This window comes from Streptomyces sp. NPDC005878 (assembly GCF_040629815.1).
GTDB lineage: Bacteria > Actinomycetota > Actinomycetes > Streptomycetales > Streptomycetaceae > Streptomyces.
On sequence record NZ_JBEXWK010000012.1, the window covers coordinates 13,913 to 38,047 of the forward strand.

The following is a 24,135-nucleotide window of genomic DNA, read 5'->3' on the forward strand; positions in this document are numbered from 1 at the left end:
GTTCACAGTCGCTTGACGCCCTTGATGCGGCCGGCCCGGGCCGCGCGGTTGCGGGCGGCCCGCACCCGCAGGCCGCCCTTCTGCCCGCCGATCCGCAGGCCGGTGCCGCCGGAGAGCCGGCCGGAGGTGATGCTCGCGCCGCTCGCGGCCGCGCCGCCGCCCCCGGACGTCTCGGCCAGCGGGTCGTTGTCGGCCCGTCTGGCGAGCGCCATGATGAGCGGCACGGTGAACGGGGCGAGCAGCAGGTCGTAGACGGCGGCCGTGAACAGCAGGTTCACCAGGCCGACATGGCGGGCCGCGGTGTCGCCGACGAGGGCGCCCACGCCCGCGTAGAGCAGGGTGGAGCCGACGGCCGCGCAGACCACCACGACCATGGGCCCGGTGGCCGAGCGCAGCCGGCCGTGGTCGGGCTTGGCGAGCCCCGCCGCGTAGCCGACCAGGCACAGGACCAGCGCGTAGCGCCCGGCGGCGTGGTCGGCGGGCGGCGCGAGGTCGCTGAGGAGCCCCGCGGCGAAGCCGACGAAGGCGCCGCCGAGGTGGCCGTAGACGAGGGCGAGACCGAGGACGGTGAGCAGCACCAGGTCCGGGACGGCGCCCGGCAGCTGGAGCCGGGCCAGGACGCTCACCTGGACGACGAGGGCGACGACGATCAGGGCGGCGGAGAGGATGACCCTGTTGATACGCATCTGGATCAGCTCCTACTTACTGGTCGCCGTCGGCGGCTGTGTTGTTCGCGGTATTCGCGGTATTCGCGTTGTTCGCGTTGTCCGGATCGCCGCCGGGGAGCGCGCCGGGCTTGCGGTTGGGATCCGCGGGGGGATCCGGGACCGGGTTGCCGTTGGGGTTGCCGTTGGGGTCGTTGGTGGGGATCGGCACGTTGGGGTCGGCCTGGTTGGGGTTGACCGCGTTGCCGGGCGGCGGCGGGGTGACCGTGACGGTCACGGTGGGCGTCGGGGTCGGCCTGGGCTTGGCGGGCAGCACCTGGTCGCGCGGGTCGGTGCGCGGGGCCTGGACGACGACGCCGACGATGTCGAGCTTGGTGAACCCGACGTACGGCCGCACATAGACGGTCCGCGTCAGATCGCCGCCGGAGGGGTCGACCTTGACGACCTCGCCGACGGGGACGCCGGGCACGAACGGCCGGTCGGACTGCGAACCGAAGGTCACCAGCCGGTCGCCGGCCTTGACCTTGGCCTTGCCGTTGAGCAGCTGCACCGACAGCGGCCGGTCGCCCTGGCCGGTGGCGAAGCCCAGCTCGTCGCTGCTCTCCATCCGGGTGCCGACGGTGAAGTCCGGGTCGTTGGCGAGCAGGACGGTGGCGGTGGACGGGCCGACGGTGGTGACGCGGCCGACCAGGCCCTCCCCGTTCAGCACGGTCATGTCGCGCTTGATGCCGTCGCGCGAGCCGGCGTCGATGGTGACGGTCCAGGAGAAGCCCTGGGCCGCTCCTATGCCGATGACCTGCGCGGCCTTGATGCCGTACTGGCCCTCGCCGGCGGTCTTCAGCATCGCGTCGAGCTGGTTGAGACGCGAGCGGTTGCGGGCGTCGCTGCCGAGCTTCTGCTTCAGCGCCTCGTTCTCCCGCTGGAGGTCGGCGATCTTGTTGTGCCGCTCCCCCGAGTCGCGCACGGCGCCGATGGCGTTGCCCACCGGATCGACGGCTGCCGCCATGCCGTTCTCGACCGGACCGAACACCGTGGCGGCGGCCTGCCGGGCCCCGTCCACCGGCGAATTCTCCCCACCCCGGATGTCCACCGTGATCAGCGCGAACGCTACGGCGACCAGCAGCACCAGGAGGAGCCGGCTCTCTCGTGTGTCCCTCACGTGCGGCGGCCGTGCCTTCCTCGTCGGAATCTGTTCGATCTGTATATCAACGATCCGTCGTACGGGTTGGCAGTGCCCCGTACGGGCGGTCCCCCCGGGTCACTGGGCGACCCGGGGGGACCTCGGCGTTCTCCGCCTAGCGGCGCGGCTGGGCGTCCAGGACCTGCTGGAGGGCCTCGAACTCCTCGACGCACTTGCCCGATCCCAGGGCGACCGAGTCCAGCGGGTCCTCGGCGATGTGGATCGGCATACCGGTCTCGCGGCGCAGCCGCTCGTCCAGGCCGCGCAGGAGGGCGCCGCCGCCGGTGAGGACGATGCCGCGGTCCATGATGTCGCCGGAGAGCTCGGGCGGGCACTTGTCGAGGGTCGTCTTCACGGCGTCGACGATCGCGTTGACCGGCTCCTCGATGGCCTTGCGGACCTCGGCGGCCGAGATGACCACGGTCTTGGGCAGCCCGGAGACCAGGTCGCGGCCGCGGATCTCGGTGTGCTCGTCCTTGTCGAGGTCGTACGCCGAACCGATGGTGATCTTGATCTGCTCGGCGGTGCGCTCACCGAGGAGGAGGCTGTACTCCTTCTTGATGTGCTGGATGATCGCGTTGTCCAGCTCGTCGCCGGCCACCCGGATGGACTGTGCCGTGACGATTCCGCCGAGCGAGATCACCGCGACCTCGGTGGTGCCGCCGCCGATGTCGACGACCATGTTGCCGGTCGCCTCGTGGACGGGCAGCCCCGAGCCGATGGCCGCGGCCATGGGCTCCTCGATGATGTGCACCTGACGGGCGCCGGCCTGGGTGGAGGCCTCGATGACGGCGCGGCGCTCGACTCCGGTGATGCCCGAGGGCACACAGACGACAACGCGCGGGCGCGCCAGGTAACGCCGCTTGTGGATCTTGAGGATGAAGTAGCGGAGCATCCGCTCCGTGATCTCGAAGTCGGCGATGACGCCGTCCTTCAGCGGTCGTACGGCCACGATGTTGCCCGGCGTACGGCCGATCATCTTCTTCGCCTCGGCGCCGACCGCCAGGATGCCGCCGGTGTTGGTGTTGATGGCGACGACGGAGGGCTCGTTCAGGACGATTCCGCGGCCCCTGACGTACACCAGCGTGTTGGCGGTCCCGAGGTCGACAGCCATGTCACGGCCGATGAACGACATGTTGTTGCTCCCCATGAGGATGCGTCCGGCCTTCCCTAATCGAGCGTTGACGGCTTTTTAGGTCGGCGAGGTGGGTGCTGTGGGCGTGAGGCTCCATCGTAGTGCCGCCTGCACGGACACGGCGCGTTGGTCCACCTCTGTTATTGGTGACGACGTGTCGGGGCGATGCGTTCCCGACTTCACCCCGCATATGCCGAAGGGCGACCGAAATTCCTTCGGTCGCCCCAGGTCATGAGCGCTATATGGCTGACAACCGGTCAGGGAATCAGACGCGACCCGGGAAGAAGATCTTCAGTTCCCGTTCGGCCGACTCCTCCGAGTCGGAGGCGTGGATGAGGTTCTCGCGGACGATCGTGCCGAAGTCGCCCCGGATGGATCCGGGCGTGGCGGCGATCGGGTCGGTGGGGCCCGCGAGCCCCCGCACACCCTCGATGACGCGCTCGCCCTCGACGACGAGGACGACGACCGGGCCGGAGGCCATGAAGCCCATCAGCGGCTCGTAGAAGGGCTTGCCCTTGTGCTCGCCGTAGTGCTGCTCCAGCGTCTCCTGGTCCAGCGTCCGCAGCTCCATCGCCGGGATGGTCCAGCCGGCCTTGCGCTCGATACGGCCGATGATCTCGCCGATCAGGCCGCGACGGACGGCGTCGGGCTTGAGGATGACGAGAGTGCGCTGGGTCATGGTGTCCGGCTCCTTGCAGGCATACGTGTGCGGTGAAGGCGAGGCTACAGGGGGCGCCGGGCACGGCGGCACCCGGACCGGCCCCACCGCCTCCGGCCGGACCGTCTACGCCTGCGGCTCCGCCTCCGCCCGGGCCGCGAAACGGGCCTTCGCCGCGTCCACCTGCCGGCCGTAGTGGATCGAGGCCCACCACAGACCGGCGAAGACCGCGCCGAGGAAGAACATGTGCGGGACGACGAAGCCGCTCGCGATCAGCGCGATCTGGAGCGCCCAGCCCAGCTGGAGGCCACCGGGACGGGTCAGGACGCCGCACAGGAGCAGCGAGAACAGCATGGCGATGCCACTGACCGTCCACACCGTGGACACCGTCAGGTCCTGGTCCTTCATGGCGACCAGACCGGCGAACCCGATGACGAAGAATTCACCGATGAGGGTGGAAGCGCAGAGCGTACGCATCGGGCGTCAGCCCCTTCCCAGGAGCAGCCGGGCCTCGCCGACCGTGATCACGGAACCGGTGACGAGGACTCCCGCACCGGCGTACTCGTCCTCTTCCTCCGCCAGGGTGATCGCCGCCTCCAGCGCGTCGTCCAGACGCGGCTCGACCACCACCCGCTCGTCGCCGAAGACCTCGACCGCGATCGCGGCGAGCTCGTCGACGTCCATCGAACGGTGACTGGTGTTGGCGGTCACGACGACCTCGGCGAAGACCGGCTCGAAGGCCTCCAGGAGCCCCTTCACGTCCTTGTCGGCGCTGGCCGCGACCACACCGATCAGCCGCGAGAAGCCGAACGCCTCGGTCAGCCCCTCGGCCGTGGCCTGCGCGCCCGCCGGGTTGTGGGCGGCGTCCAGGACGACGGTCGGGCTGCGGCGCACCACCTCCAGCCGGCCGGGCGAGAGGACCGAGGCGAACGCCTTGCGGACGGTGTCCACGTCCAGCGGGCGGGCGTGCTCGGAGCCGATGCCGAAGAACGCCTCCACGGCGGCGAGGGCGACGACCGCGTTGTGCGCCTGGTGCGCGCCGTACAGCGGAAGGAAGACGTCCTCGTACTCACCGCCGAGGCCGCGCAGGGTCAGCAGCTGGCCGCCGACCGCGACCTCGCGCGTGACGATCCCGAACTCCATGCCCTCACGGGCCACCGTGGCGTCCGCCTCGACGGCCTTCTTCAGCATCACCTGGGCCGCGTCGACCGGCTGCTGGGCCAGGATGACGGTGGAGTCCTGCTTGATGATCCCGGACTTCTCCACGGCGATCTCGGCGGGGGTGGAGCCGAGGCGGTCGGTGTGGTCCAGGGAGATGGGGGTGACGACGGCCACGGAGGCGTCGATCACATTGGTGGCGTCCCAGCTGCCGCCCATGCCGACCTCGACGACGGCCACGTCGACGGGGGCGTCCGCGAACGCCGCGTACGCCATCCCGGTGAGCACCTCGAAGAAGGACAGCCGGTACTCCTGCTGCCCGTCGACCATCTCCACGTACGGCTTGATGTCCTCGTACGTCTCGATGAACCGCTCGGCGGCGATCGGCGCGCCGTCCAGGCTGATGCGCTCGGTGATCGACTGGACGTGCGGGGAGGTGTACCGGCCGGTGCGCAGGTCGAAGGCGTTGAGCAGCGCCTCGACCATGCGGGCGGTGGAGGTCTTGCCGTTGGTGCCGGTGATGTGGATCGAGGGGTACGCGCGCTGGGGCTCGCCCAGGACGTCCATCAGCGCCGCGATCCGGGCGACGGAGGGCTCCAGCTTGGTCTCGCCCCAGCGGGTCGCCAGCTCCGTCTCGACCGCGCGCAGCGCCTTGTCGACCTCGGGGTCGGCGGGGCGGGCGGGGACGGGGTCGGCCTGCGGGGCGCCGCCGTGGGTACGCAGGGTGCGGCTGCCGGCCTCGATCACCGCCAGGTCGGGGTCGCGGGTGGTCTCGGCCTCGACGATCTCGTCGAAGTGGTCGTCGGGGCTGCTGCTGCGGTCGGGCTGCTCGGTCACGCCCCCAGTCTACGGAGCCCCTCCCCGGCCCGGGCCCGGGCGGGCCCGCGCCGCACGCCCCGGGAACCACAGGTCAGGTCAGTCCGGACGGCAGCACCGCCTCCACCTCGTACGACGTCGCCGTACGCCGGGTGCACAGCACACCCCCCACCCCCTCCACCCGCTCCCGCATGGACAGCGTCCCCGTCCCCGACGACACCGGAATGGTCGACGGGGCCGTGGACGGCACACGGTTGTGGACGCGGACGGTCAGTTCCGCGCCCCGGACGGCGACCGTCACCGAGACCGCCTCCCCGGGCGCGTGCTTCACCGCGTTCGTGAGGCACTCCCGCACCACCTGGTACACCGCCGCCTGGCGCAGCGGGGACAGGGCCCGGGCGCGCCCGGAGACGTCCAGGGTCACCGGCGACCCGGCCCGGCGCGTCTGGGCCGCCAGGGACGGCAGGCCCTCCAGACCCGGCGTGGCGCGCCGCTCGTCCGCCCGCGTCACCAGGATCTCGTTCAGCATCCGGTGCGCCCGCCGCGCCGTCTCGGCCAGGAAGTCGAAGTCCCGCTCGTGCGGGCCGCCCCGGGCGCGCCGGGCCCGTACCTCCGCCGTCACCGCCAGCATCGTCAGCTCGCGCCCCACCATGTCGTGGACGTCCCGCGCCACCGACGCCCGCTCCGCCTGCACGGCCCGGAGCGCCTCCACCTCGCGGACCAGGTCCTGGCGGTACGTGGCGACGCCCACCGCCGACGACAGCACCCCCACCGGCACCACGATGCTCAGGAACGAGCTGAGTGTCTCCGCGCGGTGCCCGAGCCAGCCGGGGACGCAGTAGAGGCCGCACGCCACCGCCACGTACAGCACCGTCGCCGCCACCGCAGTACGCCGCCCACGGAAGCGGCCCAGCGAGTACAGCGCGAACTGGATCAGGGTCAGCTGGTGCAGCCACCCGAGGAAGAGCAGCGCGGCCGCGTACGGCACCCACGGCCATCTGCGGCGCAGCAGCAGCGTCGCCGAGCCCGCCGCCAGGACCGGCGGCACGGTGGCGCCGGTCAGCGAGTTGTCCGCCGCCGCCAGGCCCGGCACATCGATGATCATCAGGGCGAAGGCGGCCGTCGCGATCAGTACGTCCAGCGCCCGGTCGTCCCCCAGCGCGCGCCGCAGGGCGGAGGCGGGGGACGGAGCGGACATGTCTTCCATCATGCAAGGTCTTTCGGCCCCCGATGGCCGACTTTCGCCCCTTTGGGGCGGCGGAAAGCGTGATGTGACCCACGGGGCGGCCCCACCGGCACGCGAGGCGGGGGCGCGGACGCGACGGGGCCCCGGACCGTACGACGGTCCGGGGCCCCTCACTCGCACACGGCCTTCGCTACGCCTGCGGCAGGTTCGCCAGCTGCGCCGTGATCCGCTCGATGTCCGCCTCGGCCTTGGCAAGACGCGTACGGATCTTGTCGACCACGTTGTCCGGCGCCTTCGCCAGGAACGCCTCGTTGCCGAGCTTGCCGTTCGCCTGCGCCTTCTCCTTCTCGGCCGCCGCGAGGTCCTTGGCCAGGCGCTTGCGCTCGGCCTCGACGTCGATCGTGCCGGACAGGTCCAGCGCCACGGTCGCGCCCGCGACCGGCAGCGAGGCGGTGGCGTGGAAGCCCTCGCCCGCCGGCTGGAGGCGGAGCAGCTGGCGGATGGCCGCCTCGTGCGGAGCCAGCGCCGTCCCGTCCAGGGTCAGCTCGGCCGGGACCTTCTGGCCCGGCTGGAGCCCCTGGTCCGAACGGAACCGGCGCACCTCGGTGACGACCTGCTGGACCAGCTCGATCTCCCGCTCGGCTGCCTCGTCCCGGAAGCCGCTGTCGGCGGGCCAGTCGGCGATGACGAGCGACTCGCCGCCGGTCAGCGTCGTCCACAGGGTGTCGGTGACGAAGGGGACGACGGGGTGCAGCAGCCGCAGGGTGACGTCCAGGACCTCGCCGAGGACCCGGCCGGAGACCTTCGCCGGCTCACCGCCCCCGAAGAACGTCGTCTTCGACAGCTCGACGTACCAGTCGAAGACCTCGTCCCACGCGAAGTGGTACAGGGCCTCGGACAGCTTCGAGAACTGGTAGTCCTCGTAGAGGCCGTCGACCTCGGCCACGCTCTTGTTGAGCCGCGACAGGATCCACCGGTCGGCCGCCGACAGCTCCTCGACGGGCGGCAGTTCACCCTCGACGGTGGCGCCGTTCATCAGCGCGAAACGCGTCGCGTTCCAGATCTTGTTGGCGAAGTTGCGGGACGCCTGGACCCAGTCCTCGCCGATCGGGACGTCCACACCCGGGTTGGCGCCGCGCGCCAGGGTGAAGCGGACGGCGTCGGAGCCGTAGGTGTCCATCCAGTCGAGCGGGTTGACCGCGTTGCCGAAGGACTTCGACATCTTCTTGCCGAACTGGTCGCGGACCATGCCGTGCAGGGCGATGGTGTGGAACGGCGGAGTGCCGTCCATCGCGTACAGACCGAACATCATCATCCGGGCGACCCAGAAGAAGAGGATGTCGTAGCCGGTGACCAGGACGGAGTTCGGGTAGAACTTCGCCAGGCTCTCGGTCTGCTGCGGCCAGCCGAGCGTGGAGAAGGGCCACAGGCCCGAGGAGAACCAGGTGTCCAGGACGTCGGTGTCCTGGCGCCACCCCTCGCCGCTCGGCGCCTCCTCGTCCGGTCCGACGCAGACGATCTCGCCGTTCGGGCCGTACCAGACGGGGATGCGGTGGCCCCACCACAGCTGGCGCGAGATGCACCAGTCGTGGAGGTTGTCGACCCAGTCGAAGTACCGCTTCTCCATCTCCTGCGGGTGGATCTTGACCTTGCCGTCGCGGACCGCGTCACCGGCGGCCTTGGCGAGCGGGCCGACCTTGACCCACCACTGCATCGACAGACGCGGCTCGATGGTGGTCTTGCAGCGCGAGCAGTGGCCCACGGAGTGGGTGTACGGACGCTTCTCGGCGACGACCCGGCCCTCGGCGCGCAGCGCGGCGACGATGGCGGAGCGGGCCTCAAGCCGGTCCAGGCCCTGGAAGGGGCCGTGGACGGTGATGACCGCGTGCTCGTCCATGACGGCGAGATTGGGCAGGCCGTGGCGCTGGCCGATCTCGAAGTCGTTCGGGTCGTGCGCCGGGGTCACCTTGACGGCGCCGGTGCCGAACTCGGGGTCGACGTGCTCGTCCGCGACGACCGGGATGCGGCGACCGGTGAGCGGCAGCTCGATCTCGGTGCCGACGAGGTGCCGGTACCGCTCGTCCTCGGGGTGGACCGCGACGGCCGTGTCACCGAGCATCGTCTCGGCGCGGGTGGTGGCGACGACGATGGACGCGTCGCCGTCCCCGTACCGGATGGAGACGAGCTCGCCGTCGTCGTCCTGGTACTCGACCTCGATGTCGGAGATCGCGGTCAGACAGCGCGGGCACCAGTTGATGATGCGCTCGGCGCGGTAGATCAGCTCGTCGTCGTAGAGCTTCTTGAAGATGGTCTGGACGGCCTCGGACAGGCCCTCGTCCATGGTGAACCGCTCACGCGACCAGTCGACACCGTCACCGAGGCGCCGCATCTGCCCGGAGATCTGGCCGCCCGACTCGCCCTTCCACTGCCAGACGCGCTCGATGAACGCCTCGCGCCCCAGGTCGTGCCGGGACTTGCCCTCCTTGGCGAGCTCGCGCTCGACGACGTTCTGGGTGGCGATACCGGCGTGGTCCATGCCCGGCTGCCACAGCGTCTCGTACCCCTGCATGCGCTTGCGGCGGGTGAGGGCGTCGATCAGCGTGTGCTCGAAGGCGTGGCCCAGGTGCAGGCTGCCGGTGACGTTGGGCGGCGGGATGACGATGGTGTACGGAGGCTTGTCGCTCTTGGCGTCGGCCTCGAAGTAACCGCGCTCCACCCAGCGCTCGTACAGCTCCCCCTCTACCTGGGCCGGCGCGTACTGGGTCGGCAGTTCGGTGGTGGGCGCTGGATTCTGCTGCTGAGTGTTCTCGGTCACGGGCCCCAGTTTAGGGGTGTCACGGGCCGGTACTGAAACGGGAATCTTTGGTAACGGTCGGCCCCCCGATGCGCTGTGCGGGCGGGCCGTCCGCGAGGATGTCGGGATCGGATAAGCATCCCTAGGGGGAATCCCAGCAATGAGCTACAACCAGCCGGGCCCGTACGGCGGCCAGCCCCAGCAGCCCGGCCCGTACGGTCAGCAGCCGCCGCAGCAACCGTACGGGCAGCCCCAGCCCGCGTACGGCTACCCGCAGCAGCCCCCGCAGGGCGTCCCGCCCCAGCAGGGCTACGGCTACCCGGCCCAGCAGCCCCAGTACGGCCAGCAGCCGCCCTACGGCGCGCCCATGATGCCGCCGCCGGCGCCGCCGAAGAAGAAGACCGGCCTGATCGTCACGGCCGTCGTGGTCGCGATCGCGGCGGTCGGCGGTGGCGTGTACTTCATGACGAAGGGCTCGGGCGGCGGCAACGGCGACGTCTCGGCGAGCACCAAGGGCTACAAGCTGGTCGCGCCCGAGTCGGTCGGCGAGTACAAGAGCTCCGGGTCCTCTTCCGGCGAGAAGACGATGTCGGAGAAGGACAAGAAGGAAGCCGAGGGGAGGGGCATCAAGGACCCCGCCCAGGTGAGCAAAACCTACAAGGTGGCCTCCGACCCCGCGAACCCGTTCGGCGGCAAGATGCTGATCTTCGCCGGCTTCTACGGCGAGGTCAGTGACCCCGCCGAGTCGCTCGACGCCACGTTCGCGAGGCTTGCGAAGGGTGACGACGACAAGAAGAGCGACACCAAGACCGAGCTGGTCGGCAGCCGTACGACCGTCAAGCCCGCCGGGTTCTCCGGCGCGCTGATGAAGTGCCAGAACGCCAAGATCACCAGCACCAAGAACTCCAAGACCGCCGAGATCCCGATCTGCGTCTGGTCGGACTACTCCACCGTCGGTGTAGTGGAAGCCGTCGACATGGCGGCGGTGCTCGGCAAGGGCGGTGGCACGGTCATGCCCACCGACCAGGTCGCCGACCTCGCCGCGAAGCTCTACAACACCGCGCGCGTGAAGAAGTAACAGCGGCAACGCGAAGGGCGCCCGCCGGTGGGAGATCCCACCGGCCGGGCGCCCTTTCCGTTGCCGGGGCAGGTCGGCTACGCCGACTTCTCGTGCCGCCCGTCGTTCTTCACGATGCGCGGCTCGCGCGGTACCAGCGTCGGGTTGACGTTGTTGTGGACCACGTCCGAGGTGATGACGACGCGGGCCACGTCCTTGCGGGACGGGACCTCGTACATCACCGACATCAGGACTTCCTCCATGATCGCGCGCAGACCGCGCGCCCCCGTGCCGCGCAGGATCGCCTGGTCGGCGATGGCCTCCAGGGCGGGGCGGTCGAAGTCCAGCTCCACGCCGTCGAGTTCGAACAGGCGCTGGTACTGCTTCACCAGCGCGTTGCGCGGCTCGACCAGGATCTGGAGGAGCGCCTCGCGGTCGAGGTTGTGGACCGAGGTCAGCACGGGGAGGCGGCCGATGAACTCGGGGATCATCCCGAACTTCACCAGGTCCTCCGGCATGACCTCCTGGAACTGGTCGCTGGCCTCGATCTCCCGCTTGGAGCGGATCGTCGCGCCGAAGCCGATGCCCTTCGCGCCGGCCCGGGACTCGATGATCTTCTCCAGGCCCGCGAAGGCGCCGCCCACGATGAACAGCACGTTCGTCGTGTCGATCTGGATGAACTCCTGGTGGGGGTGCTTGCGCCCGCCCTGCGGGGGCACGGAGGCCGTGGTGCCCTCCAGGATCTTCAGCAGCGCCTGCTGGACGCCCTCGCCGCTGACATCGCGCGTGATCGACGGGTTTTCGCTCTTCCGGGCGACCTTGTCGATCTCGTCGATGTAGATGATGCCCGTCTCGGCCTTCTTGACGTCGTAGTCGGCGGCCTGGATGAGCTTCAGGAGGATGTTCTCGACGTCCTCGCCGACATAGCCCGCCTCCGTGAGCGCCGTGGCGTCCGCGATGGCGAACGGGACGTTCAGCATGCGGGCCAGGGTCTGGGCGAGCAGGGTCTTGCCCGAGCCGGTGGGGCCGAGCAGCAGGATGTTGGACTTCGCGAGTTCGATCGCGTCGTCACGGCCCTGCGCGCCGCCGTTCTCACCGGCCTGGACGCGCTTGTAGTGGTTGTAGACCGCCACGGAGAGCGCCTTCTTGGCGGGCTCCTGGCCCACCACGTAGCTCTCCAGGAACTCGTAGATCTCGCGCGGCTTGGGCAGTTCCTCCCACCGCACCTCGGAGGACTCCGCGAGCTCCTCCTCGATGATCTCGTTGCAGAGATCGATGCACTCGTCGCAGATGTACACACCGGGGCCTGCGATGAGCTTCTTCACCTGCTTCTGGCTCTTGCCGCAGAACGAGCACTTGAGCAGGTCGCCGCCATCACCGATGCGTGCCACGAGGTGCTTCCCCTTCGCCTGGGAGACGCCACGTTCAGCGGCTCCTGGTGCCTCATATCCGACGGTACCTTGCCTGGCCCCCCGTTCGGGCCCCCCTTGGCGCGGTTCACTTCGACGGGGACCGTCCGAGTGCGCCGCGCCAGGGGATCCGGCCGCGTCAGGCGGCCGCGGCCGACGTCGTCTTGCGGGTCGACACGATCTGGTCGACCAGACCGTACGCCAGGGCGTCCTCGGCGGTGAGGATCTTGTCCCGCTCGATGTCGTCCCGGATCTTCTCGATGGGCGTGGTGGAGTGCTTGGCGAGCATCTCCTCCAGCTGGCTGCGCATGCGCAGGATCTCGTTGGCCGCGATCTCCAGGTCGGAGAGCTGCTCGCGGCCGGTCTGCGAGGACGGCTGGTGGATCAGCACGCGCGCGTTGGGCAGGGCCATGCGCTTGCCGGGGGTGCCCGCGGCGAGCAGCACGGCGGCGGCGGAGGCCGCCTGGCCCATGCAGACGGTCTGGATGTCGGGCTTCACGAACTGCATCGTGTCGTAGATGGCCGTGAGGGCCGTGAACGAGCCGCCGGGGCTGTTGATGTAGATCGAGATGTCGCGGTCCGGGTCCATCGACTCCAGGCACAGCAGCTGCGCCATGACGTCGTTGGCGGAGGCGTCGTCGATCTGCACGCCGAGGAAGATCACGCGCTCCTCGAACAGCTTCGCGTACGGGTCGTACTCGCGCACGCCCTGCGAGGTGCGCTCGACGAAGCGCGGCACGATGTAGCGGTTGTCCACCTGCGGGCCGGTGTAGAGGCCGCTTGCGGAGAGGTTGTTCTGCATGTCGGGGTTCACCATCCTGGTGGCGTTCGGTGGGCTCGGGGGCTTCGGGGCCGGGGCTGGGGTCCCCGGCTCGCTCGGAGCCGGGGGACGGGGCTCAGGCCCCGGTGCCGCCGCCGCCAGGAACACCGGCCGCGTGGGCCATGATCTCGTCGATGAGGCCGTACTCCTTGGCCTCTTCCGCCGTGTACCAGCGGTCGCGGTCGCCGTCGCGGATGATCGTCTCCACCGTCTGGCCCGAGTGGCGGGCGGTGATCTCCGCCATGCGCGTCTTCGTACGCAGCAGGTACTCGGCCTGGATCTTGATGTCCGAGGCGGTGCCGCCGATGCCGGCGGAGCCCTGGTGCATCAGGATGTCGGTGTTCGGCAGGGCGAAGCGCTTGCCGGGGGCGCCGCCGGTGAGCAGGAACTGGCCCATCGAGGCCGCCATGCCCATACCGATCGTGACCACGTCGTTCGGGATGTACTGCATGGTGTCGTAGATCGCCATGCCGGCCGTCACCGAGCCGCCGGGGCTGTTGATGTAGAGGTAGATGTCCTTCTCCGGCTCGGCGGCCAGGAGGAGCAGCTGCGCCGTGATCTTGTTCGCGATGTCGTCGTCGACCTGCTGGCCGAGGAAGATGATGCGCTCGTTGAGCAGCCGGTTGTAGACATGGTCGCCGAGGCCACCACCGAGGGACGGCTCGCCGGCGGCGTAAGGCATCAGATTCGTCACGTATCCACCTGCTCGTCTCTGACGGCTTCAACCGTCTCAGCGTCTTCGTTCAGAGGGCGGGGCCTTTGGGGCCGACTCGTCACCGGCTGACTCCACCCCCGTATTCATGGACCCTAACGCGCAGGTAGGACAACGCCATCCCGGTTCCCGAACTGTTCGCTCGGAGCGCAAGGTGGTTGAAGGGCGGGCCCGTGCGGAACCGGCCACGGGGCGTGCGGGCGCCGCCCCGGGGCGGGTACGCGGAAGGGCCCGGACGCGGCTGCGTCGCGGGCCCCTCCTTGCGTACGTCGTACGTGGTCAGGCGGTGCCTGGCGTACGAGGTGCGGTCGAGGCTCAGGCCTCGGTCTTCTCCTCGGCGTCGGCGTCGGCGGCGGCCTCCACGGCCTCCGTCTCGCCGGCCTCGGCGGCCTCGGCGGCCTCGTCTTCGTCGTCCTCCAGGTCGACGACCTCACCGTTGGTGTCGACGACCTTGGCGGACTCGACGACCACGGCCAGCGCCTTGCCGCGGGCGACCTCGCCGACGAGCATCGGCACCTGGCCGCCCTCGACGACGGCCTGGGCGAACTGGTCGGGGGACATGCCGGAGGAGGCGGCACGGCGCACCAGGTGCTCGGTGAGCTCCTCCTGGTTGACGTTCAGCTTCTCCTTGTTGACGAGCTCGTCGAGGATGAACTGCGTCTTGATGCCCTTGACGGCCGCTTCCTCGGTCTCGGCGTCGAACTCTTCCTGCGTCTTGCCCTGGATCTCCAGGTACTTGGCGAGGTCGAGGCCCATCTGGCCGAGCTGGTGGTGCTCGAGGTTGTGCTTGCGCGTCTGGATCTCGTCCGCGAGGAGCTTCTCGGGGATCGGGACCTCGGTGATCTTCAGCAGCTCGTCGAGCACGCGCTCCTGGGCCTGGGTGGCCTGGTCGAACTGCTTCATGTTCTCGAGGCGCTTGCGGCTGTCGGCCTTGAGCTCGTCGAGGGTGTCGAACTCGGAGGCGAGCTGCGCGAAGTCGTCGTCCAGCTCCGGCAGTTCGCGCGCGGCGACCTGGGTGACCTTGACGGTGACCTCGGCGTCCTTGCCCTCGGCCGAGCCGCCCTTGAGCTGGGAGGTGAAGGTGGCCTCGCCACCGGCCTCCAGGCCCTTGACGGCCTCGTCGATGCCGTCGAGGAGCTCGCCGGAGCCGATGGTGTACGAGACACCCTCGGCGACGCCGTCCTCCAGGACCTCGCCGTCGACCTTGGCCTCCAGGTCGATCGTCACGACGTCGCCGTCCTGGGCGGCGCGCTCGACCGGGGAGGTCGAGGCGAAGCGCTCACGCAGGTCGGAGACGGCCTTCTCGACGTCCTCGTCGGAGACCTCGACGGCGTCGACGGTGACCTCGATGCCCGAGTAGTCCGGGATCTCGATGGTCGGGCGGATGTCGACCTCGGCGGTGAAGTTCAGCGTCTCGCCGTCCTTCAGCTCCGTGATGTCGACCTCCGGCTGGCCCAGCGGGTTCAGCTCGGCCTCGGTGACCGCCTCGGTGTAGAACTTCGGGAGGGCGTCGTTGACGGCCTCCTCCAGCACAGCACCACGGCCGAACCGCTGGTCGATGACGCGGGCCGGGATCTTGCCCTTGCGGAAGCCCTTGACCGTGACCTGCTGGTTGATCTTCTTGTACGCCGCGTCGAGGCTGTCCTTGAGCTCCTCGAAGGGCACCTCGACAGTGAGCCGAACCCGAGTCGGGTTCAGGGTCTCCACGGCGCTCTTCACGGTTCGGTCTCCTTGTGGCTGACTTCTGGGGGGTTCTACCCGGTGGCCGACGGCCGCGGGCGGATCGGGCCCGGTTCATCGGATTCATCAGACACACGGGCACGCAGCTTGCATAGTAACCGCAAGCGGGATGTCACCCACAATGTGATCTTGTGTGCGGAGATCACGCAAGGCGCGCTCCGAAGATCGTGCGAGGCGCTGGTCGGGGTGGCGGGATTTGAACCCACGGCCTTCCGCTCCCAAAGCGGACGCGCTACCAAGCTGCGCCACACCCCGTCGGTGCGACACGTAGGGTACATGCCCGCGAGGAATACGTCGGCCGCTTTCCGCGGCGGGCCGCGCGGCCGGACGCGGTGTGCGCGCGCGGGGGGTGACCCGCTACGATGCTCTTCGTGCCGCGGTCGTTCCCGACCTGCGGCGCGGCGCACGCGGGCGTAGCTCAATGGTAGAGCCCTAGTCTTCCAAACTAGCTACGCGGGTTCGATTCCCGTCGCCCGCTCCACCCCTCGGGCCCGGTGACCAGTCTCATCGGGCCCGAGGTGTTTCCCGGGTCTCCCCGAGCGCGTCGCGAGAACGCCGTCCGCTCAGAACTTGATCTGGTTGATCGTGTCCGCGAGCGAGTTCAGGAAGCGCTGTATCGACGGCGCCATTCCGGTCGACGCCATGAAGAATCCGAAGAGCGCGGCGACTATGGCCGGGCCGGTCTTGATGGAACCGCCGCGGATCATCACCACGAGGACGATCGCCAACAGCAGCACCACAGACAGTGAAATGGCCACAACTGATCACACCCTTGGTCGGTCCGCCTTGCCGGCCCGGAGTGTGCCGCCGAGCACACCCCGCGGGGTCCATCGTGCCACCAACACCCCTCCAGGTCCTGCCGCCTGACACATAGCCAAGGTATGCATCACCCCAAACGTGCGTGCGGGTCCGGGAGTTCCAGGAGCGCGCGGGTGGTGGCGTACTTGCGGGTGAGGCGGGAGCGGGTCGCCGGGTCGAGGACGGCGAGGCGGGCCGGGTCCGCGTTGTGGGCCAGGTCCGCCTCCTTGACCAGCAGCGCTCCCGGGGTGGCGAGAATCCTGGCCGTGTACGTCCGAAGATCCTCGCCGGGCTCCTTGGTGAGCGCCCTCACCATCTCCCGCACCCCGGGCGCCAGTTCCGCCTCCTCCAGCCAGCCCGGCGGCAGGGCCGCGTCCTCCACCGAGTCGTGCAGCCAGGCCGCCGCGATCTGCGCCTCGCTGCCGCCGCGCGCACGTACGCGCTCGGCCACGGCCGCCAGGTGTTCGGTGTAGGGGCGGCCCGCCTTGTCGGTCTGATCCGCGTGGGCCGCCCGTGCGACGGCCTCGACCTCGGGGAGTGTGAGCATGCGGTTCAGCGTAGGGCCGCGCGGGCGGGGAGCGCCGTGGAGGCGAGGCCCAGGCCCAGGACGCCGGCGGCGAACGAGCCGTACAGGAAGGGCGGGATGTAGGGGTTCTCGCCGGTCAGGCCGTTGGTCATCGGGAAGAGGGTGGCCAGCGCGATGGCCGTGCCGAGCACCAGGCCCGCCGAGGTCACCAGCAGGGCCTCCCAGCGGACCATGCCCAGGACCTGGCGGCGGGTGGTGCCGATCAGGCGCAGGGTGCCGAGCTCGCGGCGGCGGTCCAGGACGGTCATGACCAGCGTGTTCGCCGCGGCGACGGCCGCGAAGCCGCCGAGGACGGCCGCCATGGTGGCGTTGGCCCAGGCGTTCAGCTCGCGGTCCAGGCTCTTGGCCGTGGCGTAGCCGGCCGCGTCCGTGACCGTGCCGAGCGGCGCCAGCGCGGCGGGGTGGACGGCGCCCTCGATGAGGAGTTCCGTGGGGGCGCGCACGGTGGTGGTGTGGGGCGCCAGGTCGCTCTGCGGGAGGGTGACCTGGGACAGGCCCAGGCCCCTCGCGTACGTGGCCACGACCGTCGGGGAGGCTTTCGTGCCGTCGGGCAGGAGCAGGGCGAGACGGCTTCCGACGCGGGTCTTCAGGTCGGCGGCGAGGGTCTTGTCGAGGGCGACCGTGCCGGGCACCAGGGCGGTGAGGGAGCCCGTGCGTACGCCCAGGTCCTGGACGCGGGCCAGGTCCGCGCCCGTGCCGGTGAAGCCCTGGGTGGAGACCGGCTGGAGGCTGCCGCCGGAGTGGACCAGCACGGACGTACGGGTCAGGCCCACCGCCGTGGTGACGCCCGGGGTGGCCTTCGCCCGCGCCACGGCGTCCGGGGCCAGACCGTCCGGGCCGGTGATCACGCGGTCCGCGACGAGGCCCGCCCGCTGCTGCTTCTCGGTGACGCGGTCCTCGCTGGTGTGCAGGAAGACGAGGGTGGAGGAGAACGCCATCGCCAGCACGATCGGGGTGATCGCGGAGGCCAGCCGGCGGGCGTTGGTGCGGGAGTTGGCGGCCGCGAGCGAGGCCGGGGCGCCCGCCGCGCGCAGCGGCAGCCCGAACAGTCCCGCGCAGGCCCGGGCGATCAGCGGGCCGAGCAGCGCCACGGCCAGCATGAACAGCATGACCACGCCCAGGGCCGCGTTGGCGGCGTCCTCGCCCTTCTCGGCGGCGGCCACACCCGAGAGCGCGATGCCGCCGCCCAGGGCCGCCACGCCCAGCGGGGTGCGGATCCAGCCGGGCCGCAGCCGCTCCACGGACGCGTCCCGCAGGGCCTCGCCGGGCTTGACGCGGGAGGGGCGGCGGGCCGCCAGGTAGCCGGAGAGGAAGGAGGTCAGCACGGCCGCGCCGCCCGCCGCCAGCAGCGGGATCCACGACACCGAGAGCTCCACGGCCCCCGGGATCGCGCCCTTGTCGCGGAGCTGGCCGAACCACCAGGTCGCCAGCGCCACGCCGGGCAGGCAGCCGAGGGCCCCGGCGAGCGGGGCGACGAGCAGGGTCTCGGTGGCGATGGTGCGCCGGATCTGGCGCGGGGTCGCGCCGATGGCGCGCAGCAGGGCGTACTCGCGGCGGCGCTGGCCCACCGAGAGGGTCACGGTCCCGGCGGCGGTGAAGACGGCGACGGCCGTGGCCACGCCGCCGAAGGAGCCGCCGAGCGCGGTCAGCATCTCCTTGGCGTAGGCCAGGCCCGGGGTCTCGACGGAGCCCCGGTCGTCGCCGGTGTGGACCTCGGCGGCGTCCCCGAGCCGCTGGGCGACCTGGGCGGCGAGCGCGGAGGCGCTGACGCCGGGCCTGGGCAGCACCGCGATGGCGTCGGCCTTGCCTGGGTGCCCGGAGAGGGCGAGGGCCTGGGTGTCGGCGAACCACACCGTGCCGGGGCTGTCGGTGGTGCCGGACACCGTGAACTGCCGGGTGCCGGAGGGGGTGTCGAGGGTCACGCGCTGTCCGGGGGCGGCGCCGTCGCCGGTCACCACCTGGCCGGTGCGGGGCGGGGTGCCGGAGGTGAGCTTCGTCCCGGTGAAGGCGGTCGAGCCCCAGCCGTGGGCGGTGCCGGGCGCGTCTGCCTTCCGTACGGGAAAGGAGACGTCCGCGATCGCGGTGGCGGCGCCGGGGGCCGAGGCCGCGCGGGCGGTGAGGGCGGCGTCGAGGCGGGCCTTGTCGGGCAGCGCGACGGACGCGGTCTCCCGGTCCTCGCCGCTGCCGGTGGTGTAGTGGGCCCACTGGTCGGCGGCGGCGATCACGGGGGCGCCCGCGTACCGCTCGGCCGGGACGGAGGCGCGCAGCCCGGTCTCCAGGAGGATCCCGCACGCGGAGACGATCATCGCGGCCATGAACAGGGCGATGAAGGTCCCGGCGAACGCGGACGGCTTGAAGCGGAGCGCCGCGCGGGCGAGGCCGTTGGTGCGCATCAGGCGGCCGCTGCGGCGTAGGCGGCCGTGGGCCGGGCGGTCAGGGAGCGCATCCGGGAGGCGATGTCCGCCGCCGGGGCGCGGGTGAGGGCGTCGACGATCGAGCCGTCCGCGAGGAAGAGGACCTGGTCGGCGTAGGCGGCGGCGCCGGGGTCGTGGGTGACCATGACGACGGTCGCGCCCATGCCGTCCACGGCGGCGCGCAGCAGGGTCAGCACCTCGGCGGCGGTCGTGGTGTCCAGCGCGCCCGTGGGTTCGTCCGCGAAGACCACGTCCGGGCGGGTCACCAGGGCGCGGGCGATCGCCACGCGCTGCTGCTGCCCGCCGGACAGCTCCCCGGGCCGTCGCCGCCCCTTGCCCGCGAGCCCCACCTGCCCCAGCAGCTCCTCGGCCCGGCGCCGGTCGGGGCGCCGTCCCGCGAGGCGCATCGGCAGCACCACGTTCTGCTCGACGGTGAGGGACGGCAGCAGGTTGAAGGCCTGGAAGACGAAGCCGAGGCGGGCCCGGCGCAGTTCGGTCAGCTTGTTCTCGCTCATGCCGGTGATCTCGGTCCCGCCGAGCCGCACCGATCCGCCGGTGGGCCGGTCGAGGCCCGCCGCGCACTGGAGGAAGGTCGACTTGCCGGAGCCCGAGGGCCCCATCACCGCCGTGAAGCTGCCGCGCGGCAGCGCGATGTCGATCCCCCGCAGGGCGTGCACGGCCGAGCCGCCGCGCCCGTACTGGCGCCGCACCCCGCGCAGCTCGACGGCCCAGCCGGGGTCGCCCTCGGCGCCCTCGACCGGTGTGTTCCGCCGCTTGCCCCATCGCAGTGCCATCGCCCGGCCTCTCCTCGTACGTACGTTTCCGATACGTCGAAGCTACGGATCACCGCAGGTCGCGGACCATGGCGGCTCCCGGCGGATCGGGGGTGGGGAAAGCCCCACCCCGGGGCCGGAGGTGGCCCGTCCGCTTCCGGGTGTCTCAGGCGTCCCGCCTGATCAGCAGGAGGGCGCGGTCGTCGTTGACGTCCTTCGCGACCGCCTCGATCAGATGCCAGGCCGCGCCCTCGAAGCCGGTCGTGACATAGCGGTCGGCCTCGCCGGTGAGGCGGTCGATGCCCTCCGCGATATCGCGTTCGGCCGTCTCGACCAGGCCGTCCGTGAACAGCATCAGGACGTCGCCGGGGCCGAGGGAGCCCTTCACCGGGTGGAACTCGGCCCGGTCGTACACCCCGAGCAGCGGGCCCTCCCCCGACACCTCGCGCCAGCGGCCGGAGCCGGCCTGGAGGTGGAGTGCGGGGAGGTGTCCGGCGGAGAGCAGTTCGTAGTCGCCGGAGTCGAGGTCCAGGACGAGGTGGATGGAGGTGGCGAACCCCTCGTCCCAGTTCTGGCGGAGCAGATAGCCGTTGGCGGCCGGCAGGAAGCCGTGCGGCGGCAGCGAGCCGAGGAGGCCGCCGAACGCGCCGGACAGCAGCAGCGCGCGCGAGCCCGCGTCCATGCCCTTGCCGGAGACGTCGGTGAGGACGACTTCGAGGGTGCGGTTGCCGTTGGTCCTGGCGGCCACGACGAAGTCGCCGGAGAAGGACTGGCCGCCGGCCGGGCGCAGGGCCATCTCGCGGTGCCAGCCGCGCGGCAGACGCGGCAGCGCCGACTGGACGCGGATGCGTTCGCGCAGGTCGAAGAGCATGGTGCCGCCGCGCCGCCAGGGCACGCCGACGCGGGCCCGGAACTGGGCGATGAGCAGCCCGAACAGGCCGCACGCGGCGACCACCAGGACGGTGCCGGGGGTGACCCGGGCGGGGCCCTCGGTGTACGGGCCGAGCTGGACGGACTCCACGATCAGCGCGAGCGCGGCGGCCGCGTACAGCCCGAGCAGGCTCGCCGGGCGGAGCAGGACGCCGCCCGCGACGATGGGGAGGGTGAGGGCGCTGGGGGCGCACCAGACGGGTGAGACGAGTGTGGCGCCGGCGATCGCGGGCACGGTGAGCAGGAGGCCCACGAGGGCGATCCAGTCCGAGCCGTCGCCGCGGAAGTAGTCGACCCCCGACTTGCGCAGCGCGATGCGTGCCCGGTGCGCGGACTTGCGCCACCGGGCACTGAACGAGACCGCTCCCGCGCGACGTGCCATTGCCGGTGACCCTATCCAGCGGACGCGCGCGTGCGCAGGGGGACCCCTGTGGCCATGCGTTCGAAATCCGGTCGACCGGATGGCATACGCGCTGGTAGTCATGGCGTATGACTGTGGATGTACGTGCGCTGGACCCGGCCGACTTCGACGAGTGGTACGCGGCGGTGGAGCGGGTTTTCGGGGGCGTCCCGGAGGATCCGGAGCTGGAGGAGTTCTGGCACACGGTGATCGACCGGAAGCGGTGCCTGGCGGCGTACGAGGGGGAGCGCGTCGTCGGGACGACGCAGACCTTCGCGCTGTCGGTGGAGGTCCCGGGGGGCCGGTTCGTGCCGACCGGCGCGGTCAGCGCGGTGGGGGTCGCGGCGACGCACCGGCGCAGGGGGATCCTCCGCTCGATGATGCGGGCGCAGCTCGACGTGCTGCGCGAGGAGGGCCTGTCGCTCGCCGTGCTCACGGCGTCCGAGGCGGGGATCTACGGCCGGTTCGGGTTCGGCCTGGCCACCCAGCAGCTGGGGCTGGAGATCGACTCCTCGCGGGTGCGGGTGGAGGTGCCCGGCGGCGGGGACGACGTGACGTTGCGGTACGTGCCGGTCGCCGAGGCCGCTTCGGTGTGCGAGGAGGTCCACGGGCGCGCGGCGGGGACGCGCGCGGGCCGGTTCCTGCGTGCGCCGGGCTGGGAGCGGCATCCGCTGCTCGACCCGGCGGACTCGCGGGACGGGGCGTCGCCGGCGCAGTGCGTGCTCGCCTCGCGGGGCGGGGAGGTCGTGGGGTACGTCCGTTTCCACACCAAGCCGGTGTGGGACGCGGCGGGGCCGAAGGGGGTCGTGACGCTGCGGGACATCGGCGCGGACGACCCCACCGTGTACGGCGCGCTGTGGCGCTTCCTCTGCGAGATCGACCTGACGTCGACGGTGAAGGCGGGCAACCGCCCGGTGGACGACCCGCTGCTGCACCTCGTCTCCGATGTGCGGCGGTGCGGGGCGCGGGTGCGGGACGGGATGTACGTACGGCTGGTGGACGTCGGGGCGGCGCTGGCGTCCCGGACGTACTCGGCGCCGGTGGACGTGGTGTTCGAGGTGGCCGACGCGTTCTGCGGATGGAACGCGGGGCGGTGGCGGCTGAGCGGGGACACCAAGGGGGCGGTGTGCTCGCGCACGACTGACGCGGCCGATCTGGCGCTGTCGGTACGGGAGTTGGGCGCGGCCTACCTGGGGGGCTCGTCCCTCGGCTCGCTCGCGGCGGCCGGGCAGGTCCAGGAGCTGCGGGAGGGCGCCCTGCGGGAGGCGTCGGTGGCGTTCACGACACCGGTGGCGCCGTGGCTGCCGCACGGGTTCTGAGCCCCCGCCCCATCCCTTACCGAAAGGCTCCGGCGGCCGGTCTGTCTTTCGTCTGCGGGCCGCGGTGGGTCGCGCGCAGTCACGCACGGCCCGCAGACGAGCCACCCGCCGCCGGAGGCTTTCGGGTAAGGGGGCTCAGGCGGTCTGGCAGCCGGGGCACCAGAACAGGTTTCGCGCCGCCAGGTCCGCCGTGCGGATCTCCGTGCCGCAGACGTGGCACGGCAGGTGCGCGCGGCGGTACACGTACACCTCGCCCCCGTGGTCGTCCACGCGCGGCGGGCGCCCCATCGCCTCGGGCGTGTGCTCCGGACGCACGGTGTCGATGCGGTTCAGGCGCACGCCCTCCCGCATCAGCCCCACCAGGTCCGCCCACATCGCGTCCCACTCGGAACGCAGCACGTCACGGCCCGCCCGGTACGGATCCACGCCGTGGCGGAACAGGACCTCCGCCCGGTACACGTTCCCGACGCCCGCGATGACCTTCTGGTCCATCAGCAGCGCCGCGATCGTCGTCCGGCTCCGCGAGATCCGCGCCCACGCCTTCTCGCCGTCGTCGGACGGGCGCAGCGGGTCCGGGCCCAGCCGGTCGTGTATCGCCCGCTTCTCGGGGTCGGTGATCAGCGCGCAGGTCGTCGGGCCGCGCAGGTCGGCGTATCCGGTGCCGGCGGCGAGGCGCAGGCGGATCGTCTCCGTCGGCGGGGGCGGCGGACCGTCACCGAGCGCGTACTTCCCGAACAGGCCCAGGTGGACGTGGATCCAGCCCGTCCCGCCGAAGCCCAGGAACAGGTGCTTGCCGTGCGCCTCGGCGGACGTCAGCACCTGGCCGTCGGCCAGGGCCGCGCCGTCGGAGAACTTGCCCTGCGGGCTGGACGCGCGCACCCGGCGGCCGCCGAACCGCTCCGCGTGGTCGGCGGCCAGCCGGTGGATCGTATGACCCTCGGGCATCGGGCCGGGTCAGCCCTGCTGCGGGTGGTGCGCGGGGATCGCCGGGAGCTCGCCCGTCGTCTCGTACGCGGACAGCATCTCGATGCGGCGCGTGTGGCGCTCCTCGTTCGAGTACGGCGTGCTCAGGAAGATCTCCACGAACTTGGTCGCCTCCTCCTGGGTGTGCATCCGCCCACCGATGGAGATCACGTTCGCGTTGTTGTGCTCACGGCCGAGCGCCGCCGTCTGCTCGCTCCAGGCCAGGGCCGCCCGTACGCCCTTCACCTTGTTCGCGGCGATCTGCTCACCGTTGCCGGAGCCGCCGATCACGATGCCCAGCGAGTCCGGGTCCGCGGCCGTCTTCTCGGCGGCGCGCAGGCAGAACGGCGGGTAGTCGTCCTGGGCGTCGTAGATGTGGGGACCGCAGTCGACGGCCTCGTGGCCATGGGCCGTGAGCCATTCGACCAGGTGGTTCTTGAGTTCGTATCCGGCATGGTCTGAACCGAGGTACACGCGCATGCCCCCGAGTGTGGCATGCGAGCGGCCGGGCAGGGTTCATCGGGGTGAGGGGCCTCGTCCCGGTGGCCGACGGCCCGGCCGATGACCTTGTTCCTCCCGACTTGGGCGGTTGTGCCCCTCATCACGATTCGGAGTCAGGCCT

General features: G+C 71.3%; 21 protein-coding genes and 2 tRNA genes. 3 read left to right on the forward strand and 20 right to left on the reverse strand.

Translation table 11 applies throughout. The annotated features are described in order from the left end of the window. Positions 1 to 2: 2 nt before the first annotated feature. The 8 genes from mreD to ABZ404_RS19370 all read right to left on the reverse strand — a co-directional run bounded on the left by mreD (position 3) and on the right by ABZ404_RS19370 (position 9,613). Entirely contained in the window at positions 3 to 686 is a 684-nt protein-coding gene (gene mreD / locus ABZ404_RS19335; RefSeq protein WP_358831442.1) for a rod shape-determining protein MreD, read from the reverse strand. A 16-nt stretch (positions 687 to 702) separates the two neighbouring features. Continuing rightward, a complete protein-coding gene (mreC, locus tag ABZ404_RS19340) occupies positions 703 to 1,824 on the reverse strand; it encodes a rod shape-determining protein MreC (RefSeq protein WP_358831443.1) in 1,122 nt (373 codons plus the stop codon). Positions 1,825 to 1,960: 136 nt separating this feature from the next. Then, positions 1,961 to 2,980 (reverse strand): rod shape-determining protein, encoded by a 1,020-nt coding sequence (locus ABZ404_RS19345; protein WP_053727412.1) that lies wholly within the window; start codon positions 2,978 to 2,980, stop codon positions 1,961 to 1,963. A gap of 265 nt (positions 2,981 to 3,245) precedes the next feature. Further along, on the reverse strand, positions 3,246 to 3,659 hold the full coding sequence (ndk, locus tag ABZ404_RS19350; RefSeq protein WP_358831444.1) for a nucleoside-diphosphate kinase: 414 nt from the start codon (positions 3,657 to 3,659) through the stop codon (positions 3,246 to 3,248). Between the two features lie 105 nt (positions 3,660 to 3,764). Beyond that, the gene (locus ABZ404_RS19355; RefSeq protein WP_358831445.1) at positions 3,765 to 4,115 is read right to left on the reverse strand and encodes a DUF4233 domain-containing protein; all 351 of its coding nucleotides are present in this window, start codon (positions 4,113 to 4,115) and stop codon (positions 3,765 to 3,767) included. Positions 4,116 to 4,121: 6 nt separating this feature from the next. Beyond that, positions 4,122 to 5,633, reverse strand: a complete 1,512-nt coding sequence (locus ABZ404_RS19360; protein WP_358831446.1) for a Mur ligase family protein — start codon at positions 5,631 to 5,633, stop codon at positions 4,122 to 4,124. Positions 5,634 to 5,706: 73 nt separating this feature from the next. Continuing rightward, positions 5,707 to 6,810, reverse strand: coding sequence for an ATP-binding protein (locus ABZ404_RS19365; protein WP_358831447.1), 1,104 nt, complete (start codon positions 6,808 to 6,810; stop codon positions 5,707 to 5,709). A gap of 178 nt (positions 6,811 to 6,988) precedes the next feature. Then, entirely contained in the window at positions 6,989 to 9,613 is a 2,625-nt protein-coding gene (locus ABZ404_RS19370) for a valine--tRNA ligase (RefSeq protein ID WP_358831448.1), read from the reverse strand. A 139-nt stretch (positions 9,614 to 9,752) separates the two neighbouring features. On the opposite strand from ABZ404_RS19370, the gene ABZ404_RS19375 reads away from it, so the two are divergent. After that, positions 9,753 to 10,670 carry a hypothetical protein gene (locus ABZ404_RS19375; protein ID WP_358831449.1) on the forward strand — a complete coding sequence of 306 codons (918 nt, stop codon included), beginning with the start codon at positions 9,753 to 9,755 and terminating at the stop codon, positions 10,668 to 10,670. A gap of 77 nt (positions 10,671 to 10,747) precedes the next feature. Here ABZ404_RS19375 and clpX read toward each other — a convergent pair whose 3' ends face one another. From clpX to ABZ404_RS19400, 5 genes are all read right to left on the reverse strand, one after another. Beyond that, on the reverse strand, positions 10,748 to 12,040 hold the full coding sequence (gene clpX, locus ABZ404_RS19380; protein WP_067158960.1) for an ATP-dependent Clp protease ATP-binding subunit ClpX: 1,293 nt from the start codon (positions 12,038 to 12,040) through the stop codon (positions 10,748 to 10,750). Positions 12,041 to 12,197: 157 nt separating this feature from the next. Continuing rightward, entirely contained in the window at positions 12,198 to 12,860 is a 663-nt protein-coding gene (locus tag ABZ404_RS19385) for an ATP-dependent Clp protease proteolytic subunit (RefSeq protein WP_101392375.1), read from the reverse strand. Between the two features lie 94 nt (positions 12,861 to 12,954). Then, on the reverse strand, positions 12,955 to 13,572 hold the full coding sequence (locus ABZ404_RS19390; protein WP_358831450.1) for an ATP-dependent Clp protease proteolytic subunit: 618 nt from the start codon (positions 13,570 to 13,572) through the stop codon (positions 12,955 to 12,957). 333 nt (positions 13,573 to 13,905) lie between these two features. Then, entirely contained in the window at positions 13,906 to 15,309 is a 1,404-nt protein-coding gene (gene tig / locus ABZ404_RS19395; protein ID WP_358831451.1) for a trigger factor, read from the reverse strand. Between the two features lie 199 nt (positions 15,310 to 15,508). Beyond that, positions 15,509 to 15,585 (reverse strand) — tRNA-Pro (locus ABZ404_RS19400). A 152-nt stretch (positions 15,586 to 15,737) separates the two neighbouring features. On the opposite strand from ABZ404_RS19400, the gene ABZ404_RS19405 reads away from it, so the two are divergent. Further along, a tRNA-Gly gene (locus tag ABZ404_RS19405) sits at positions 15,738 to 15,811 on the forward strand. 82 nt (positions 15,812 to 15,893) lie between these two features. Here the strand turns inward: ABZ404_RS19405 and ABZ404_RS19410 are convergent. The 5 genes from ABZ404_RS19410 to ABZ404_RS19430 form a co-directional block, all read right to left on the reverse strand. Continuing rightward, entirely contained in the window at positions 15,894 to 16,088 is a 195-nt protein-coding gene (locus ABZ404_RS19410) for a hypothetical protein (protein ID WP_067159004.1), read from the reverse strand. A 128-nt stretch (positions 16,089 to 16,216) separates the two neighbouring features. Beyond that, entirely contained in the window at positions 16,217 to 16,675 is a 459-nt protein-coding gene (locus ABZ404_RS19415) for an HD domain-containing protein (protein ID WP_358831452.1), read from the reverse strand. A gap of 5 nt (positions 16,676 to 16,680) precedes the next feature. Next, positions 16,681 to 19,107 (reverse strand): FtsX-like permease family protein, encoded by a 2,427-nt coding sequence (locus ABZ404_RS19420; protein ID WP_358831453.1) that lies wholly within the window; start codon positions 19,105 to 19,107, stop codon positions 16,681 to 16,683. Continuing rightward, positions 19,107 to 19,922, reverse strand: a complete 816-nt coding sequence (locus tag ABZ404_RS19425) for an ABC transporter ATP-binding protein (protein WP_358831454.1) — start codon at positions 19,920 to 19,922, stop codon at positions 19,107 to 19,109. Before ABZ404_RS19425 ends, ABZ404_RS19420 begins: the two co-directional genes overlap by 1 nt. 145 nt (positions 19,923 to 20,067) lie before the next feature. Then, positions 20,068 to 21,213: a PP2C family protein-serine/threonine phosphatase gene (locus tag ABZ404_RS19430; RefSeq protein ID WP_358831455.1), complete on the reverse strand. Its 1,146-nt coding sequence runs from the start codon at positions 21,211 to 21,213 to the stop codon at positions 20,068 to 20,070. A 107-nt stretch (positions 21,214 to 21,320) separates the two neighbouring features. On the opposite strand from ABZ404_RS19430, the gene ABZ404_RS19435 reads away from it, so the two are divergent. Continuing rightward, positions 21,321 to 22,550, forward strand: coding sequence for a GNAT family N-acetyltransferase (locus ABZ404_RS19435; protein ID WP_358831456.1), 1,230 nt, complete (start codon positions 21,321 to 21,323; stop codon positions 22,548 to 22,550). A 135-nt stretch (positions 22,551 to 22,685) separates the two neighbouring features. On the opposite strand, the gene ABZ404_RS19440 is transcribed toward ABZ404_RS19435, so the two are convergent. Together ABZ404_RS19440 and ABZ404_RS19445 are read right to left on the reverse strand one after the other, a co-directional pair. Continuing rightward, on the reverse strand, positions 22,686 to 23,495 hold the full coding sequence (locus ABZ404_RS19440; RefSeq protein WP_358831457.1) for a DNA-formamidopyrimidine glycosylase family protein: 810 nt from the start codon (positions 23,493 to 23,495) through the stop codon (positions 22,686 to 22,688). Positions 23,496 to 23,504: 9 nt separating this feature from the next. After that, positions 23,505 to 23,993 (reverse strand): ribose-5-phosphate isomerase, encoded by a 489-nt coding sequence (locus tag ABZ404_RS19445; RefSeq protein WP_358831458.1) that lies wholly within the window; start codon positions 23,991 to 23,993, stop codon positions 23,505 to 23,507. Positions 23,994 to 24,135: the final 142 nt, after the last annotated feature.